We start from the raw sequence: 17,547 nt of genomic DNA, 5'->3' as shown, positions 1-17,547 counted from the left end.
CGGGCCGCTCAGGCCCCGGCGGGGGCGTCCGCCGGCACGCCCAGGTAGGCGGCGATCACGGCGGGATCGTTGACGACCTCGGTCGGCGTGCCCTCGGCCAGGCGCTTGCCGGCGTCGATCACCAGGATCCGGTCGCAGATCGAGGTCACGGCCTTCATGTCGTGCTCGACCAGCCAGACGGTGGCGCCGGCCTCGCGCACGTTGCGCAGGCACTGCACCATCTCCTCGGTCTCGAACGGGTTCAGGCCGGCGCAGGGCTCGTCGGCCAGCAGCAGGTCGGGGCCCGTGGCCACCGCGCGCGCGATCTCCAGCTTGCGCAGCTCGCCCACCGTCAGCGCGTCGGCGCGGCGGGAGGCGAGGTCCGAGATCCCCGCGATCTCCATCGCCCGGTCGGCCACGCGGGAGGTGTCGCCCCGGTCCGGCCGCCCGAACAGGGCGCCCACGCCCACGTTCTCGCGCACCGTCAGGGCCGGGAAGGGCTTCGAGATCTGGAAGGCCCGCGCCATGCCGAACTGGTTGCGCTTGTAGATCGGCATCCCGGCGAGGTCGCGGCCCTTGAACAGGATCTTGCCCTCGGACAGCGGGTGATAGCCGGTGATCAGGTTGAACAGCGTCGACTTGCCGGCGCCGTTGGGCCCGATCAGCCCGTAGATCGCGCCCTTGGGGATGGCGAAGTCGACGTGGTCGGTGGCGGTCAGCCCGCGGAAGCGCTTGGTGACGCCGACGCCTTCGAGGATGATCTCTGTCATGCGCGGGCCTCCTTCTTGGCGCGGCGCTTCCAGGGCAGCGTGGCGCCGGCCCGCAGGATGCCGCCCGGCATCAGCAGGATCACCGCCACCACCAGCGCGCCGGTCAGCATCAGGTGGATGTCCAGGAAGTCCGACAGCAGCACGTTGGTCAGGAACAGCAGCACCGCCGCCCCGATCACCGGCCCGAACAGGGTGCCGATGCCGCCGATCAGGCAGAACACGATCATGTTCAGCGAGAAGTCGAGGCGGAACACCGAGTAGGTGGTGAAATACCCCAGCGAGTAGCCGTAGACCGCCCCCAGCACGCCCACCAGCGTCGCCGACAGCACGAAGGCCGCGATCTTGTAGCGCTCGGTCGCCACGCCCAGCATCTGGGCGGTGTCCTCGTCCTCGCGGATCGCCAGCAGCGCGTAGCCGAACTTGGAGCGTTTGACGGCCCAGGAGATCACCAGGCACAGCCCCAGCAGGAAGGCGAAGGCGTAGTAGTAGAACCGCTCCGGCGCCATGCCCGAGGGGACGGGCGAGGGCAGGAACAGCCCCACGCCCCCCTGGAAGACCGAGAGGTTGTTGGCGAGCTCCGCCACCACCTGGCTGACGCCCAGCATGGCGATGGCGAAGTAGGTGCCCCGTAGCCTCAGCAGCGGATAGGCGATCACCAGCGCGAACAGGCCCGAGACGAGCGCGCCCGCCAGCACCGGCAGGATCATCCCCCAGGGCCCCGCGGCCTGGCCGAAGATCAGCCCGAAATGCGCGGCCGCGAAGGCGCCCATGCCGATCGAGACGGTGTGCCCGAAGCTCCAGTACCCGGCGTAGCCGCCCAGGATGTTCCAGGCCACCGCCGTGGCGGCGGCGAAGAAGAAGAACTGCAGGACGCGGATGTGGAACGGGCCCAGCGCCTGGGGCAGCAGGGCGACGACCACCGCCGCCGCGACCGCGAGGAGGAGGGCGAGGGGGCGGCTCATCGGGATTCTCCGTAGGCGTTGCCCAGAATGCCCTGCGGGCGGGCGAGCAGCATGATCACCAGGACCAGGAACATCATCGCCTGGGTCAGCGCGGGGCCGACGTAGGTGGCGGTGTAGGCGTTGATCAGACCCAGCACGAGGCCGCCGACCAGCGCGCCGGCCGGCGAGCCGATGCCCCCCAGCACCACCACGATGAAGGCGTTCAGCGTCCAGGCCACCTCGGAGGAGGCCGAGAACGGCTGCACGATGCCGATGATCGCGCCCGAGGCGCCGGCGAGCGCGGCCGAGACCCCGAAGGTCAGCCCGTGGATGCGCTTCACGTTCAGCCCCGACAGGGCCGCGGCCAGCGGCTGCTGGGCGACGGCGCGCATCGCGCGGCCGAAATGGGTGCGCGCCAGCATCAGGGTCAGGCTCAGCAGGATCAGCATCGAGGCGCCCAGCGCCGCCAGCCGCACCATGTCCACCCGCACCACGCCGATCGAGACGCTGTCGAAGCTGTAGGACGGCGTGATGGTCTGCACGTCCGGCCCGAACCACAGCTGGAGCAGGTTGCGGAACACCATCGCCATGCCGAAGGTCACCACCAGCGACGCCTCGACCGAGGCGCGCGAGATCGCCCAGTGGATCACCGTGCGCTGGTAGGCGTAGCCCACCATGAACAGGATCGCGCCGATGGGCACGATCCCCAGCAGGGGGTCGACGCCGGCGGCGTCGAACAGGATCATCGCCAGGTAGGCGCCGGCCACGACGAAGATGCCGTGGGTCAGGTTCACGATGCCGATCACGCCGAAGATCAGCGAGAAGCCGATCGCGGCGAGCGAGTAGATCCCGCCCAGCACCAGGCCGTTGATCGTGGTCTGCAGGAAGAGGCTCACGGGGTCTCTTTCGTCTCGGGCCCGCGGCGGGCCGGGGTCAGGTCCGGGGTCGGCGCAGGGGTCGGGTCAGGCGGCGCGAGACGGGCGGCGGGGGGAGGCTCCCTCCGCCGCCCGCGGCTCGGATCAGCCGCGCTCGGACCAGGCCGGGGCGGGGTAGATCGGCTCGCCGGTGGCGGCGCCCTTCGGCGAGATGATCGCCATCTCGTGCTCGCCCTGGCGCTGCATCAGCATCGGCCCCAGCAGGGACGGGTCGCCGTCGCCCTCGGGGGTGAACTTGATGCGGCCGTAGAAGCACTCGAAGTCGATCGCGGCCAGCGCGTCGCGCACCGCGTCCAGCTCCAGCGTCCCCGCCTGCTTCGCCGCCTCGAGGTAGGTCACGATGCACGAGGCGCCCGAGGCCATGTGATAGGCCAGCGGCCGGTCGAAGTTCGCCGCGTAGTAGTCCGCGAAGCCCTGGGCCGAACCGAACCACTCGCCCTTGTAGGGGGCCGAGGCGTCCCAGTAGGCCTGCGTCACCGCGCCGACCGCGTACTTGCCCAGCGCCTTGCCGTAGGCCTCGGTCTGCGGCCCGAGGGTCTGGTAGAGCATCTTCACGTTGGTGTCGGTGGACACCATCTGGCGCGCGATCAGGATCGAGGTCTGGTCATGCGTGGTGCACACCAGCACGTCGGGGTTCGAGTCGCGGATCGTGGTCAGCACGTTGGTGACGTCGGCGACCTCGGCCGGCAGGTCGATGAAGTCGAGCACCTTCATCCCCTGCGCCTCGATCTCCTTCTTGGCGCCGTCGGCCTGGAACTTGGAGAACGGGTCGTTGGTGTAGATGATCGACACGGTCTCGACCGCCGGATCCATCTCCTTGAACATGTTCACGGAGGAGACGAACTGGCGCGAGGCGCGCGGGAAGATCCCGAAGACGCGCTTGCGCCCCTGGGTGAAGATCTGGTCCGAGCCGCCGCCCGCCTGCACCATCAGCCGGCCCGCGGCCTCGGTGATCGAGCAGGTCGGCAGCACGATGCCCGACCCGAAGGAGCCCAGGAAGAAGCCCACGCCCTCGTCCACCTGCCGCTGGATCAGCGTCGCGGCGCGCGAGGGGTCGGAGGCGTCGTCGAACAGGCTCAGCTCGACCTGGTGGGTCTCGCCGCCGATCTCGACGCCGCCCATCTCCTCGTTCACGAACTTCACGGCCGCCTCGTAGCCGCGCAGCACGTTCAGCCCGGTCTCGGCCGCCTTGCCCGTCATCGGGATCGAGCCGCCGAAGGTGATGGTCTTGGCCTGGGCCCGCGCCACGAGCGGGGCGCCGAGGGCGGTGGTCGCGGCGAGGGCCGCGCCGGCCTTGAGCAGCGTGCGTCTATGCATGGTCGCCTCCTTGCTGGGTCCGCTCCGCCGTCCTGTCGGCGGCGGATGCGTCGATCCGGGGATCGGTTGCTCCGGCCGGCCCGCGAGGGGTCGCCCGGGTCGAGCGGGCGCCGTCAGGCGACGCCGAGATAGGCCGCCTTCACGGCGGGATCGTTCAGCAGCTCCTTGCCGCCGCCCTCGCGCGCCACCCGCCCCTTCTCGAGGACGTAGGCGTGGTCGGCGATGGCCAGCGTCTGGTGGAGGTTCTGCTCGACGATCAGGATGGTGATGCCCTGCGCGTTCAGGTCCCCGATCAGCTTGAAGATCGTCGAGACCAGGATCGGCGACAGCCCCAGCGAGGGCTCGTCCAGGATCAGCAGGCGCGGGTTGGTCATCAGCCCCCGCCCGATCGCCAGCATCTGCTGCTCCCCGCCCGAGAGCGAGCCGGCATGCTGGGCGCGCCGTTCCTTCAGCCGCGGGAACAGGGCGTAGACCTTGTCGAGATTGGCCGAGACGTCGGCGCGGGCGCGCTGCACGCGGCCGGCGATCAGCAGGTTCTCGTGCACCGTCAGCTGCTGGAACACCAGCCGCCCCTCGGGCACCAGCGCCAGGCCCCGCTCCACCGTCTCGTGGGCGGGCAGGTCGGTCACGTCCTCGCCGTCGAAGACGATCTTGCCGGCGCGGGGCTTCAGGGTTCCCGCCACGCACTGCACCGAGGTGGTCTTGCCCGCCCCGTTGCCGCCGATCAGCGCGACGATGCGCCCGGCGGGGGCGGAGAAGGCGCAGTCCTGAACCGCGTGCACCCCGCCGTAGTCGTAGGCGAGGCCGGACACGTCCAGCAGCGGCGTGCCGGCGGCGGCATGGGCTTGAGCGGCGGAGGTCATCGGCGGGGATCGGCCTCGTATTGTTCTGCGATGCTATCGACTTGAAATAAGTTAACCTTCGTCCGGACCTTTCTGTCAAGCGATACCGCCGCCCCCGCGGCCGCTCGGAGCGTTTTCACGCGTCCCCAGTCGGTTCCGCGGTCCCCGCGCGCGCCTCGGCCCCCGGACTTTCCCCGGACAAGGACCGGCGCCGCCGCCGATTCGCGCCGACGCCAAGCCCGCGCGCGGACGCAAGACGACGCCCCGCGCCGGTCCGGCGCGGGGCGTCGTTTCGCCCGACAAGGAGAAGCCGGCGCGGCGGGTCTCGCCGCGCCCGATCCGAGGCGACCCGGCCTCAGGCCTCCATCGCCTGGTCCTCGCGCGCGGCCAGGTAATCGCGCAGCAGCTCACGCTTGAGGATCTTGTTCACCCCGCTCATCGGCATCGTCTCGCGGAACGCGACGCTGCGGGGGATCTTGTAGCCGGCGATGCGGGTGCGGCAGTGGGCGATGATCTCGGCCTCGGTCAGGCGCGCGCCGCGGTCGAGCACCACCACCCCGTGCACCGCCTCGCCCCACTTGGGATGGGGCACGCCGATGGCGGCGGCCATGTTCACGCCCGGCAGCGACAGCATCGCCGCCTCGACCTCCGAGGCGTAGACGTTCTCCCCGCCCGAGATGATCATGTCCTTCAGCCGGTCGATCACGTAGACGAAGCCGTCCTCGTCCATCCAGCCCACGTCGCCGGTGTGCATCCAGCCGCCGCGCAAGGCCTCGGCCGTCTGCTCGGGCCGGTTCCAGTAACCGGCCATCACCAGCGGGCCGCGGGCGACGATCTCGCCCCGCTCGCCCGGCGGCAGGGTCCGGCCGTCGGGGTCGTGGATCGCGACGTCGCACGACAGCACCGACTGCCCGGCCGAGCGCCAGCGCCCCGCCTCCCGATGCTCCGGCCGGTTCCACTTCGAGGGCAGGATGGTGATGCAGGCGGTCAGCTCGGTCATGCCGTAGGCGTGGTGGATGCGGATCCCCTCGAACCGCTCCAGGATCTCGTCCAGCAGCGCCGGCGCCATCGGCGCGGCCCCGTAGATCAGCTGCCGCAGCGTGCGCAGGTCGGTCGTGCCCACCGAGGGGTGGTCGAGCAGCATCCGGAACATCGAGGGCACGAAGTTCGCCAGCGTCACGCCGTGCGCCTCGATCGCGGCCAGCGCCTCGCCGGCGTCGAAGCGGGGCAGCACCACCACGCAGCCCCCCACCACGAAGGCAGGGATCAGCGCGCAGGTCGCCGCCACGTGGAACAGCGGCGACGAGCACAGCGAGACCGTGTCCTCGGTCATCTCCATCATCGTGGCGTAGCTGAAGGCCATGAACCACAGGTTGGCGTGGGTGTGCATCACCCCCTTGGGCGTGCCCGAGGTGCCGCCGGTGTAGAAGATCCCCGCCAGGTCCTGCATGCCCACGTCCGCGGGCGGGATCCGCGGCGCGGCGGCGAGGCGCGCCTCGTAGTCGGCCAGCTCCGCCGGCCCCGGCCCGTCGCCCGCGCGCAGCACCTCGCGCAGGCCCGCGACGCCCTCGGCCAGCCGCCGCGCGACCGGCAGATACGCGTCGTCGGCCAGCAGCACCGAGGCGCCGGCGTCCTCCAGGATCGCCGCCAGCTCAGGCTCCGCCAGGCGGTGGTTCAGCGGCACGATCACCGCCCCCAGCCAGGCGCAGGCGTAGATCAGCTCGACATAGCGGTGCGAGTTGTCCGCGAGGATCGAGACCCGGTCCCCCCGGCCCACCCCCATCCCCTGCAGCGCGCCGGCGAGGCCCGAAACCCGGTCCTCGACCTGCGGCCACAGGTAGGCGTGCGGCCCATGCACCAGGCCCAACGCGCCGCTGCGGCAGCGGGCGTTGCGGCGGATCATCTGCACCAGGCTCATGACGCGGTCTCCTCGCGACGGGACGGAATGGTCGGGGCGTCCGCCCCTCCCGGCGGCGCGTGGTCCGGGTCCAGCTCCCGGACCAGCCGCGCCAGGTGGTCGTCGGCGGTTCCCATCATCGCGCCCTGCACGCAGATGCGCTTGAAGCAGCCCCCGACCTCGCAGTCCTCGGTCAGGCCCATGCCGCCGTGAAGCTGGATCGCCTGCGCCCCCACGAAGAAGGCCGAGCGGTCGACGCGCGCCTTCATCCGCGACATCGCCCGCGCCCGCGCCGCCGGGTCGACGCCGCCCAGGGCCTCGATCCCGTGCTCCAGCATCGCGCGGGCGCGCTGGATCTCGACCAGCATCTCCGCCAGCCGGTGCTGGATCGCCTGGAAGCGGATCAGCGCCTGCCCGAACTGCCGCCGCTGCGCCACGTGGTCCCGCGCCAGCCAGAAGGCCCGGTCCATCGCCCCCAGCGCGTCGGCGCAGGCGTCCACCAGCGCGTGATCGATCGCGAGGGCGAGCGCCCCCGCCGCCCCCTCCACCCGCTCCAGCGCCGGGGCGTCCTCGAAGACCGCCTCCGCCGCCGCCCGGTCGTCGAGCGTGCGGCAGGCGTGCAGTCGCGCCGCCTCGGGCGCGACGAGGAACAGGCCTTCGCCCCCGTCCTCCAGCCGCGCGGGAACCGCCAGCAGGTCCGCCTCCGGCGCCCCCAGGGCCGCGCGGACCCGCCCGCTCAGCCGCCAGCCGTCCCCCGTCCGCCGGGCGGAGACCGAGGCCGCCCCTCCCGGCGCGTCATGGACCAGCACCGGCAGCAGCTCCCCCGCCACCACCGCCTCCAGCCGCGCCGCCTGCCCCGCGGGGTCGAGGAACGCGAGCGCCCGCGCCGCCGCCACGACCGGGCCCAGCGGCTCGCCCAGCAGCGCCCGGCCCACGGCCTCGGCGATCTCCGCGCTCTCGCGCGCGCCGCCGCCGAAGCCGCCCGCCGCCTCCGGCAGGCCGGCCCCCAGCCAGCCCTGCGCCGCCAGCGTCGGCCACAGCCCCTCGCGCGCCGGAACCCCCGCCCGCACGCGCCGCGCCTCCCGCGAGCCGTGGCGGGCCAGCACCCCGTCGAGACTGTCCCTCAGCAGCCCCAGGTCCCCCTCCGCCGGAGGCCGGGCCGCGCCCGCGTCCGCCCCCTCGATCGCCTTCGCGATGATCCCCTTCTGCACCTCCGACGAGCCGCCGTAGATCGTGGCCGCCCTTCGGAACAGGCTTTCGGCCGCCGCCCCGCGTCCCGCCTCCGGCCCCGGCTCCGCCATCGGCGCCGCGGGATCGCCCAGGTCGTGGAAGATCGCCCCGTAGGGCCCCAGCGCCTCGCGCGAGAAGCGCTGGGCGGCCTGCATCAGCTCCGTCCCCTGCAGCTTCAGGACCGAGGGCGTGGGCAGCCCCGGCGCCCCGCGGCCGTCGAGCTCCATCTCCACCCCGACCCGCAGGGCGGCGAGGTCCATCTCCAGCTCCGCCAGCCGCGCCCGGCGCAGGGGATCGGCCAGCAGGGGCCGCCCGTCCGGGCCCGGCCCCTCGAGAATCGCGCGCAGGCGGGCGATCTCGCGGGCGTTGCGCGGCGCCTCGGCGGTGCGCACCCGCTCCCCGGCCAGCAGGTGCTTGGCGCAGGTCCAGCCGCCGCCCTCCTCGCCCAGCCGGTCTTCGACCGGCACCCGCACGCCGTCGAAGAACACCTCGCACAGCGAATGTCCGCCGTCGATCAGCGGGATCGGGCGCACCGTCACGCCCGGAAGATCCAGCGGAAACAGCAGCATCGTGATCCCCTGCTGCGGCCGCCCCTCGGTCGAGGTCCGCACCAGGCAGAAGATCCGGTCGCAATAATAGGCGTCCGAGGTCCAGATCTTCTGCCCCGTCACCACGTAGTGGTCGCCGTCCCGCACCGCCCGCGTGGACAGCGAGGCGAGGTCCGAGCCCGACCCCGGCTCCGAGAAGCCCTGCGCCCACAGCTCCCGCCCCTCGCGGATCGCGGGCAGGTATTTCGCCTTCTGCGCCTCGGTCCCGAAGGCGGCGATCAGCGGCCCCGCGAGGTCGACCGTCTGGATGTGGAGCGAGGGCGCGCCGGCCCGGAAGCTCTCCTCCTCCAGCACCTGCAGTTGCCGCGCGGTCCAGCCGGCGCCGCCATGCTCCTTCGGCCAGCCGGGGGCGGACCAGCCGCGGCGGGCGAGGATCCGGGCCCAGCCCAGGTAGTCCTCGCGCCCCGGATGCACCGCCACGCGGTTGCGGGCGGCCATCTCGGGGGGGATGTTGTCGGCGATGAACCGCGCGACCTCCGCGCGGAAGGCCGCCTCGTCCCGGGGCGCCTCGTCCCGGGCGGCCTCGCCCGCGGCCTGGGCCATGCTCTGGGCCATGGGTCGTCTCCTCCTGTCGGCGCGGGGCGCGTCGGGGCGCCCCGTCTTCCTGTTGCGCCGGCCCGCCGCGATCCGCGGGGGGCCGGCGATCTCCTCGCCCGCGCCCGGCGCCCTCAGGCCGCGTCCGCCCGGCGCCGTGCGAACTCCACCACCTGCGCGCCGACCAGCCGGAGCTGGCCTTCGATCTCGGCGTCGGTGCATCGCCCCTCGGCGTCGAACAGGCCCGACCGCCCCTGCACGCAGGCCCCGTAGGGCGTCGGCCAGCCGCGCAGCGAGTGCACGACCGAGCGCAGCGCCACCATCGTCGTCGCCCCAGCCTGCCCGCCGTAGGCGGTGGCGATCAGCCCCACCGCGACCCCGTCGATGTAGGGGCGGGGATCCGAGGCGGTCTCCTGCAGGTGGTCGAGCGCGTTCTTCACCAGCCCGGAGACCGAGCCGTGGTAGGCCGGGCTCGCGATCACCAGCCCGTCGGCCTCGCGCACCGCGGCGACCAGCGCCTCGGCCTCCCGGCAGGGGCCGCCGGCGCCGTAGTGCGGCAGCGCCGCCAGCCAGGCGCCGTCGGCCATGCGCACCTCTCCGCCGGCGTCCGCCGCGCCCTGCAGGGCGATGCGCAGGGCCTTCTCGGTGCTCGATCCCGGCTGCGTGGCGCCGCCGATGCCGAGGATTCGGGTCATGTCGCAGGTCTCCGCTCGCTTGGGGGACAGGAATTCACGGCGCGCCGCGACCGCGTTCGGGGCAGGGAGGCCCCCCGAGCGCGGCGCGCCGATCCCGGGTCGACGCTCAGAGCCCGTAGCTCGTCGCGTCGATCCGGGAATGCAGTTCGCGCCAGTAGACCTCGGCCAGCGCCTCGCGGTCGTCCGCGCCCTCGACCAGCGGGATCCAGCGGGCCATCAGGGCGCGCAGACGCTCCACCACCTGGGCGCCGTCCTCGTAGCCGAAGCGCTCGGCGTAGCTGGCGACGATGGCGTCGAGGTCCTGGCGCAGGTAGGCGCGGGAGGCCTCGCTCAGCGCGGGCGTGGCGTCATGCACCGCGATCCCCGCCTCGCGCGCCGCGGCGAGGCTCGTCTCCGCCTCGTCGTGGTAGCGCGAGAACAGCCCGGCCGAGATGTCGGCCGCCCCGCGCAGCACCGCCGCGCGGCCGGCGTCGTCCAGCCCCCGCCAGGCGTCGAGGTTCATGGACGCGGCCGCGGCCATGAACACGCCCCCCGGAACGGTGGTGGTCACGTCCGTCGCGACCTCGGCCAGGCCGAACCCCTTCAGCTCCGCCGCCGACATCGAGGTGCAGTCGACCACGCCCTGGTTCAGCGCCTCGAATACCTCGTTGCCGGGGATCGAGACGGCCGAGGCGCCCATGCCCGACACCCAGCGCGACCAGAACGCCCCGCCCGCGCGGATCCGAAGGCCCGCGAGATCCGCCTGCGTCTCGACCGGCTTGGTGCAGATCAGCGTGTTGCGCGTGCCCGAGGAGGCGGCGAGGAAGATCTGGTTCTGGGCCGCGAACTCCTCCCGGCAGGTCTCGCATTCGGTCAGGATGTATTCCGACATCGCCCCGATCAGCGCCTTCGAGCCGGTCAGCGGGTCCGGCGCCTCCAGCTCGCCCAGCGCCACCAGCTCCATCACGAAGTTGGTGCGCGGCAGCTCCGACAGGAAATAGGGGGTCGCGATCAGGGTCAGGTCGCCGATGCCGTCGCGCACGCCCGACAGCGCCTCGGCGAAGCTGAGCAGGTTCATCGGGTAGACCTTGGCGTCGAGCTTGCCGTCGGTGCGCGCGGCCAGGTCCTCGGCGAAGGCCTGGTAGGTGCGGTCGCCGGCGGTGCCGGGCGGGTAGCCCACGGCGACCTTCAGCGTCTCCGCGCCCGCGGGCGCGGCGGGGATCAGCGCCGCCGGGGCGGCGACGGCCAGCGTCGCGCCGAGCGCGGCCGCGGACAGGAACAGGCGGGTCATGGGCATCTCCTCCCGGGGGGGCCGGGCGCTTCGCGGCGCCCGTTCGTTCTTTCGTTGGGTCGTTCGGAGGGGCGCGCCGCCCCGTCGCGCGGGGGCGGCGCGGCCCGGTTCACATGCCGTAGTCGGCGGGATCGACGCGGGAATGGACCTCGCGCCACAGCACCTCGGCCATCGCCTCGGCGCCGTCGACGTCCTGGACCAGGGGCACCCAGCGGTCGAAGAGCTGGGTCAGCCGCTCGAAGATCTCGGGCGCGTTCGCGACGCCGCGGTTGTCGCGGTAGTTGGCGACGATGGCCTGCAGGTCCTCCTGGAGGTAGGCCTCCGACTTCTCCTCCAGCGACGGCTCGGCCGCGCGGATCTCGCCGCCCAGCGACAGCGCCTTCTCGACCCCGGCCTTGTCGCCCTCGCGGAAGCTCCAGTAGAGTTCGGCCGACAGGTCCGCCGCCGCGTGCAGCATCGCGCGCCGCTGGTCGTCGGTCAGGCCCTGCCACGCCTGCAGGTTCACGTTGGCGAGGTCGGAGTAGGACCCGCCGCCGGGGAAAGAGGTGTTGATGTAGGGCGCGGCCTCGGCCAGCCCGAACTCGATCAGCGCGTAGGGGGCGTTGGTGGTGCACTCCAGGACGCCCTGGCTCAGCGCCTCGAACTCCTCGTTGCCGCTCATCGTCACCGGGGTGGCGCCCATGGCCTTGGCCCAGCGCGCATAGAACGCCCCGCCCGCCCGGATCCGCACGCCCTCGAGCTGCTCGGCCGTGTAGACGGGCTTGGCGCACAGCAGGTTGTAGCGCGACGAGGTGCCTGCGTTCAGCGCCACCTGGTTGTGGGCCATCGCCTCCTGCTCGCAGGCGTCGCACTCCAGCAGCATGTACTCGTTGATCGCCCCGATCAGGGCCATCGCGCCGACGTCCTTGTCCTCGGCCCGCACCTCGCCCAGGCCCACCAGCTCATGCAGGAAGTTGGTCACCGGCAGCTCGGAGGGGAAATAGGGGCTCGGCACCAGCGCCACGTCCGCGATCCCGTCCCGCAGCCCCGGCAGGCTTTCCTTGAAGCTCAGCAGGTTGAGCGGATAGACCTTCCCCGTCAGCGACCCGCCGGAGTATTCGTCGAGGTGCTGCACGAAGCTCTGGTAGAGCTGGTCGCCCCGCCCCCCCGGCGGAAACCCGATCGAGACGCGCAGCGTGTCGGCGGCCGCGGCCGGCAGCGCCGCCAGCGCCAGCGCCCCCGCGACGGCGAGCCGTATGCCCGGCGAAGTCGTTCTCAGCATGTCGTTCTCCTCCCGATTGGCGGGCGGGGCCTTCCCCGTCCCGGTTTTGGCCGCCCCTCGAGGGGGGCGCCCTGTTGGCGGCCCCGCGCGGGGCCGCGTTTCAGTCCACCGGCCGGCGGGCCGCGATGCTCAGGCCGTAGCCCTCCAGCGCCGCCGGCTTCACCTCCGACGAGGTCAGCAGCTCCAGCCGCCGCGCCCCCAGCTCCCGCAGGATCTGCGCCCCCACGCCGTAGTCGCGCAGCGCCTCGCTGCGCGCCGCCTCCCGCCCCAGCCCGCGGATCCGGTCCGAGATCCAGGTCGGGCTCGAGGCATGGACGAACACCAGCGCCGCCGGCCCGTCGTGGGCCGCGATGGCCCGCATCGCGCGCCCCACGTAGTCCTCGCGCGCCTCGGCATGGCTCAACAGATCCGCGGCCAGGTCGATCTGATGCATCCGCGCCAGCACCGGCCGCTCGGGGTCCTCCCCCACCGGGCCGCGGGTCAGCGCCACATGCTCCGACCCGTCCAGCCGGTGGCGGAACACGTGCAGCGTGAAATCCTCGCCGTGGCGCGAGGCGAAGGGCCCCCGGTGCACCCGCTCCAGGTGCCGCTCGGTCCGCCGGCGGAAGGCGATCAGGTCCGCGATCGCCCCGATCTTCAGCCCGTGCCGCGCGGCGAAGACCCGAAGCTGCGGCAGCCGCGCCATCGAGCCGTCGTCGTTCATGATCTCGCAGATCACCCCCGCCGGGGCCCGCCCGGCCAGGCGCGCGATGTCCACCGCCGCCTCGGTATGCCCCGCGCGCACCAGCACGCCGCCGTCCCGCGCGATCAGCGGGAACACGTGCCCCGGCGAGGCGAGGTCCCCGGGCCGCGCCCCCGGCGCGATGGCAGCCGCCACCGTGCGCGCCCGGTCCGCCGCCGAGATCCCCGTGGTCACGCCCGAGCGCGCCTCGATCGACACGGTGAAGGCCGTCTCCCGCCCGCCCCGGTTGGTCTGGGGCTGCGGCGCGAGGCCCAGCGCCTCGACCCGCGCCCGCTCCAGCGCCAGGCAGATCAGCCCGCGCGCGTGCAGCGCCATGAAGGTGATCGCGGCCGGGTCCGCGGCGTCGGCGGGGATCACCACGTCGCCCTCGTTCTCCCGGTCCTCGGCGTCGACCAGGATGAAGGGGCGCCCGGCGCGCGCCTCGGCGACGATCTCCTCGATGGGGCTCAGCCCGGCAGTTGCGGGGGCCTGAGGCGGCGCGAGCACGGTCATGGGCGAAGTCCTTCCTGCGTCGCGACGCCTATTACGGCTGTCGCACGCTGTTCACATCTTGAACTCACGGATGCGTTATTAATTCCGAAGTGAAAACTTCGGCGCTTTATTGATCGGGACGCATTGAGCCGGGCCGCCGGATCGGTCATTGTGGACCCGGACCGATTCATCGCCCCCCCTGGACCGGAGCGCTCGTGACCCGCACCCGAACCCGAAGACTGACCAAGGACGACTGGTTCCGCGAAGGGCAGAGCCTTCTGATGCGCGAGGGCATCGCCGGCATGCGCCTGGCCAAGCTGGTGAAGCGGCTGGGGATCTCGACCGGCAGCTTCTACCACCACTTCACCGACATGGACGATTACCTCGGCCAGCTCGCCGACCACTACTCGTCCGACCAGGTGCGCCGGCTGGCCGAGCAGGTGGCCCGCGACTTCGACGATCCCGTCGAGCAGATCCGCACGCTGGCCGCCGACTCCATCGTCTCGGGCCTGTTCGATCTCGACCGGGCCATGCGGGTCTGGGCGGCCTCCGATCCCCGCGCCGCCAAGGCGCTGCTGGACGCCGAGAAGGTGGTGCTCGACTTCGTCTCCGCCGCGTTCGAGCGCCTGGGCTTCGCGCCCGCCGACGCGCGCCTGCGGGCGCAGATCCTGCTGTCCGCGAACCTCGCCCAGCTGGTCACGCTGGCCGACGGGCGCGAGCTCGGCTTCCGCAGCCGGGTGCTGGATTTCCTGACCGAGGCGCCCGCCCGCGTCCCCGCCCCCGCGGCCGCCGACGAGAAGACCGCCCGCGAGGCCCTCAGCCGCCGGCGCGACGGGGAGCTCGCCCGCGTGGGGCAGGCGGCGCTCGACAAGGCCCGCGACGAGGCGCAGGCCCCCGTCGCCGCCCGCGACCGCGGCGAGATCGACGACTGATCCCCGGCCGACCGAGACCCGACGAGACTGAACGCCGCCGGCGCCGTCGATGACGGCCGCGGGAGCGATCGCGGTCGCCGGCGTGGTCACGGGCTTGCGGCGCGCCGCGGGCGCGCACGGATCGGATCGGTGGAAGCGCATCCTAGGAGCCTCCGGGGAGGAACGACGGTCGGGACCCTTTCTGACGCTACGTCAGTCAGGGCATGCGGCAGGCCCGCGGGCGGGCCATGCGGCGAGGCGTTCGAGCGAGGGGCCAGGTCGGGCCGCCGGGTCCCTGCGGCGGCCGCGCGGGCCGCCGCAGGAACCGGCGTCCGGCCGGGCCTCAGTCGGCGCCCGCGGCTTCCAGCGCCGCGGCGCGCGCGCCCTCGATGTCGAAGAGCCGGTTCATCATGAACCGCTGCGCCGCCAGGCCGCCGCCCGCCTGCAGCGTGGTGACGAACCACCAGCCGCCGTAGGCGTCCGCCGTCAGGTCGCGGATCAGGTTGTTGACCCGCATCCGCTTCTCGACGTCGACGTCGTCGCGCGTGTGCAGGTACTTGCGGATGTATTCGCCCGCCTCCGGATGGCGCAGGTCCGCCTCCAGCGGCTGGGTCAGCACCAGCCCGCCGCCCACGTCGTGCAGATGCTTCATCATCTCGTGAAAATTCGAGGCGAGGTAATACTTGGCCGCGTTGATCCCGAGGTTGTTGGGATAGACCATCCCGGTCTCGGTGCTCTCGTAGTGACGGCAGGCGCTGTCGAGCGCCATGCGGATCATCTCGTAGTAGCAGATCAGCTCCGACAGCGCGGTCTGCACGGCCGGGGTCTTCTCCTTGCCCTGCATCTCGGCGACCAGGTGGGCGAGGCCCACGTAGAGCTCGCCGTTGCGCACCGCCTCGACGACGCCGCCCGCGCGCTCCCACAGGCCCAGCGACTGGGCGAGGCGGGAGGCGAGCTTCACCTCGCCCGCCAGGAAGATGCGGTCGTTGGGGATGAACACGTCGTCGAAGATCACGAAGCCTTCGGGCATCGAATGGTGGGCCGAGGCCGGGTAGTCGAACGGGTTCAGCTCGGCGGGGGCGAAGGAGCGGTTGATGATCTTCACGCCGGGCGTGTTGACCGGGATCGAGAAGCTGACCGCGTAGTCCTCCTCGCCCTCGCGCATGCCCTTGGTGGGCATCACCACCAGCTCGTGCACCAGCGCGGCCGCGGTGATGTGCAGCTTGGCGCCGCGGACCACGATGCCGTCGGGCCGGCGCTCGACGATGCGGACGTAGAGGTCGGGGTCGTCCTGCTCATGGGCGCGGCGGGTGCGGTCGCCCTTGGGGTCGGTGATCACCTCGGCGCCGCGCAGGTCGTTGTCGCGGCAGTGGCGGTAGATGCGCTCGATGTTCTCGGCGTATTCCGGCTTCACCTTGGCGAGGTCGTCCTTGATCGCCTGCAGCGCCATGAACACGCCGGAGACGAGCGTGCCGATCGAGGTGCGCTTCATCATCTCGACCCGCGTGTGCAGGTCCTGCTCCGAGCGCGGGATCTGGAAGATCCGGTGCGCCTCGTCGCCCTCGTCGGTGGTGTAGCGGCGCAGGTCGCCGAAGCGGTTGTCGTCGTACTCGTAATCCGCCGCCACCAGCGCCATCGGCACCTTGAAGCGCGGATGCGTGGTGACGTTCTCGATCTTCTCCCCGTCCCAGAACACGACCCGTCCGTCGTTGAGACTGTCCACATACTGCTGCGGCGTCATCAGACCCATCGCCTGTCTCCTCCCATGCCCGGCGCCGTCCCGCGCCTCGTCGGGCGACTCAATAACATATGTTATGTTAGGCTTCCAGAGAGTCGTTGGCGCCGGGGTCGCGGAGGCGGGGGGCGGGGGTGTAGGGTGGGGGCAGCCCAGGGGCGAGGTGTGGAGCGCCGGGGCGGGGAGGGAGCGCGGGCGCGGGGGCGCCTGGCCAGGAGAAGAAGACGATGCGGATCGGAAGTCCCAAGGAAATCAAGACGCAGGAGCATCGGGTCGGCCTCACGCCGATGGCGGTGCGGGAGGCTGCAGGGCATGGGCACGAGGTGCTGATCGAGGCCGGCGCCGGGCGTGGCGCGGGCTTCGACGACGACGCCTATCGCGCCGCCGGCGCCGAGGTGGTCGACACGGCCGAGGAGGTTTTCGCCCGCGCCGACATGGTCGTGAAGGTGAAGGAGCCCCAGGCCGAGGAGCGCGCCCGCCTGCGCGAGGGGCAGGTGCTGTTCACCTACCTCCACCTCGCCCCCGACCGCCCGCAGACCGACGAACTGCTGGCGAGCGGCGCCACCGCCATCGCCTACGAGACGGTGACCGACGCCTCCGGGGGCCTGCCGCTGCTGGCCCCGATGTCGGAGGTCGCCGGCCGCCTCGCCCCGCAGGTCGGCGCCTGGGCCCTGCAGAAGGAGCAGGGCGGGCGCGGCACGCTTCTGGCGGGCGTGCCCGGCGTGGGCGCGGCCGAGGTGGTGGTGATCGGCGGCGGCGTGGTGGGGACCAACGCGGCGCGGATCGCCCACGGGATGGGGGCGCGGGTCTCGGTGCTCGACCGCTCGATCCCGCGGCTGCGATACCTCGACGAGGTCTACGGCGGCGCGTTCGAGACCCGCTACGCCAGCCGCGCCGCGACCGAGGAGCTGGTGGCCGAGGCCGACCTGGTGATCGGCGCGGTGCTGGTGCCCGGCGCCGCCGCGCCCAAGCTGGTGACGCGCGCGCAGCTGTCGGAGATGAAGCCGGGCGCGGCGATCGTGGACGTGGCCATCGACCAGGGCGGCTGCTTCGAGACCTCGCGCCCCACCACCCATGACGACCCGGTCTACACGGTGGACGGGATCGTCCATTACTGCGTGGCCAACATGCCGGGCGCGGTGGCGCGCACCTCGACCATCGCGCTGGGCAACGCCACCCTGCCCTTCGTGATGGCGCTGGCCGACAAGGGCTGGCGCAAGGCGCTGGAGGACGACGCCCACCTGCTGGCGGGGCTGAACGTCCATGCCGGCAAGCTGACCTGCTACCCGGTGGGCGAGGCCCAGGGCCGCGACGTGCTGTCGGCGAAGCTGGCGCTGAAGCTCTGAGGGCGACGGCCCCGGCGCGCGCGTCGGGGCCGAGGCCCGTTCTTTCGGGGGCGCGCCTTCTAG

Annotated in this window: 14 protein-coding genes; 2 read left to right on the top strand and 12 right to left on the bottom strand. The window is 72.6% G+C overall.

What is annotated here, in order from left to right; all coding sequences use genetic code 11:
* Positions 1–8: 8 nt before the first annotated feature.
* From P2H44_RS01930 to ribB, 11 genes are all read right to left on the bottom strand, one after another.
* Entirely contained in the window at positions 9–749 is a 741-nt protein-coding gene (locus P2H44_RS01930) for an ABC transporter ATP-binding protein (protein WP_275761727.1), read from the bottom strand.
* A complete protein-coding gene (locus tag P2H44_RS01925; RefSeq protein WP_275761726.1) occupies positions 746–1,711 on the bottom strand; it encodes a branched-chain amino acid ABC transporter permease in 966 nt (321 codons plus the stop codon). Before P2H44_RS01925 ends, P2H44_RS01930 begins: the two co-directional genes overlap by 4 nt.
* Positions 1,708–2,586, bottom strand: a complete 879-nt coding sequence (locus P2H44_RS01920; protein ID WP_275761724.1) for a branched-chain amino acid ABC transporter permease — start codon at positions 2,584–2,586, stop codon at positions 1,708–1,710. The genes P2H44_RS01925 and P2H44_RS01920 overlap by 4 nt, the downstream gene beginning before the upstream one ends.
* 123 nt (positions 2,587–2,709) lie before the next feature.
* Positions 2,710–3,942: an amino acid ABC transporter substrate-binding protein gene (locus tag P2H44_RS01915; protein ID WP_275761723.1), complete on the bottom strand. Its 1,233-nt coding sequence runs from the start codon at positions 3,940–3,942 to the stop codon at positions 2,710–2,712.
* 113 nt (positions 3,943–4,055) lie between these two features.
* A complete protein-coding gene (locus P2H44_RS01910; protein WP_275761722.1) occupies positions 4,056–4,805 on the bottom strand; it encodes an ABC transporter ATP-binding protein in 750 nt (249 codons plus the stop codon).
* 334 nt (positions 4,806–5,139) lie between these two features.
* A complete protein-coding gene (locus P2H44_RS01905; protein WP_275761721.1) occupies positions 5,140–6,702 on the bottom strand; it encodes a class I adenylate-forming enzyme family protein in 1,563 nt (520 codons plus the stop codon).
* Positions 6,699–9,074, bottom strand: coding sequence for an acyl-CoA dehydrogenase family protein (locus P2H44_RS01900; protein ID WP_275761720.1), 2,376 nt, complete (start codon positions 9,072–9,074; stop codon positions 6,699–6,701). Before P2H44_RS01900 ends, P2H44_RS01905 begins: the two co-directional genes overlap by 4 nt.
* A gap of 113 nt (positions 9,075–9,187) precedes the next feature.
* Positions 9,188–9,748 (bottom strand): NADPH-dependent FMN reductase, encoded by a 561-nt coding sequence (locus P2H44_RS01895; RefSeq protein WP_275761719.1) that lies wholly within the window; start codon positions 9,746–9,748, stop codon positions 9,188–9,190.
* A gap of 106 nt (positions 9,749–9,854) precedes the next feature.
* Positions 9,855–11,018, bottom strand: a complete 1,164-nt coding sequence (locus tag P2H44_RS01890; protein ID WP_275761718.1) for a C4-dicarboxylate TRAP transporter substrate-binding protein — start codon at positions 11,016–11,018, stop codon at positions 9,855–9,857.
* A gap of 109 nt (positions 11,019–11,127) precedes the next feature.
* Positions 11,128–12,279, bottom strand: coding sequence for a C4-dicarboxylate TRAP transporter substrate-binding protein (locus P2H44_RS01885; protein ID WP_275761717.1), 1,152 nt, complete (start codon positions 12,277–12,279; stop codon positions 11,128–11,130).
* A gap of 100 nt (positions 12,280–12,379) precedes the next feature.
* A complete protein-coding gene (gene ribB, locus P2H44_RS01880; protein ID WP_275761716.1) occupies positions 12,380–13,513 on the bottom strand; it encodes a 3,4-dihydroxy-2-butanone-4-phosphate synthase in 1,134 nt (377 codons plus the stop codon).
* A 194-nt stretch (positions 13,514–13,707) separates the two neighbouring features.
* Between ribB and P2H44_RS01875 the strand changes: the two genes are divergently transcribed.
* Positions 13,708–14,424, top strand: a complete 717-nt coding sequence (locus P2H44_RS01875; protein ID WP_275761715.1) for a TetR/AcrR family transcriptional regulator — start codon at positions 13,708–13,710, stop codon at positions 14,422–14,424.
* 322 nt (positions 14,425–14,746) lie between these two features.
* Here the strand turns inward: P2H44_RS01875 and P2H44_RS01870 are convergent, their stop codons facing one another.
* Positions 14,747–16,153: a 4-hydroxyphenylacetate 3-hydroxylase N-terminal domain-containing protein gene (locus P2H44_RS01870; protein ID WP_275761714.1), complete on the bottom strand. Its 1,407-nt coding sequence runs from the start codon at positions 16,151–16,153 to the stop codon at positions 14,747–14,749.
* Between the two features lie 212 nt (positions 16,154–16,365).
* Between P2H44_RS01870 and ald the strand changes: the two genes are divergently transcribed.
* On the top strand, positions 16,366–17,484 hold the full coding sequence (gene ald / locus P2H44_RS01865) for an alanine dehydrogenase (protein ID WP_275761713.1): 1,119 nt from the start codon (positions 16,366–16,368) through the stop codon (positions 17,482–17,484).
* The last annotated feature ends 63 nt before the right edge of the window (positions 17,485–17,547 follow it).

This window comes from Albimonas marina, assembly GCF_029223255.1.
Lineage (GTDB): Bacteria > Pseudomonadota > Alphaproteobacteria > Rhodobacterales > Rhodobacteraceae > Albimonas.
This window is presented reverse-complemented; position numbering and strand designations above follow the sequence as displayed.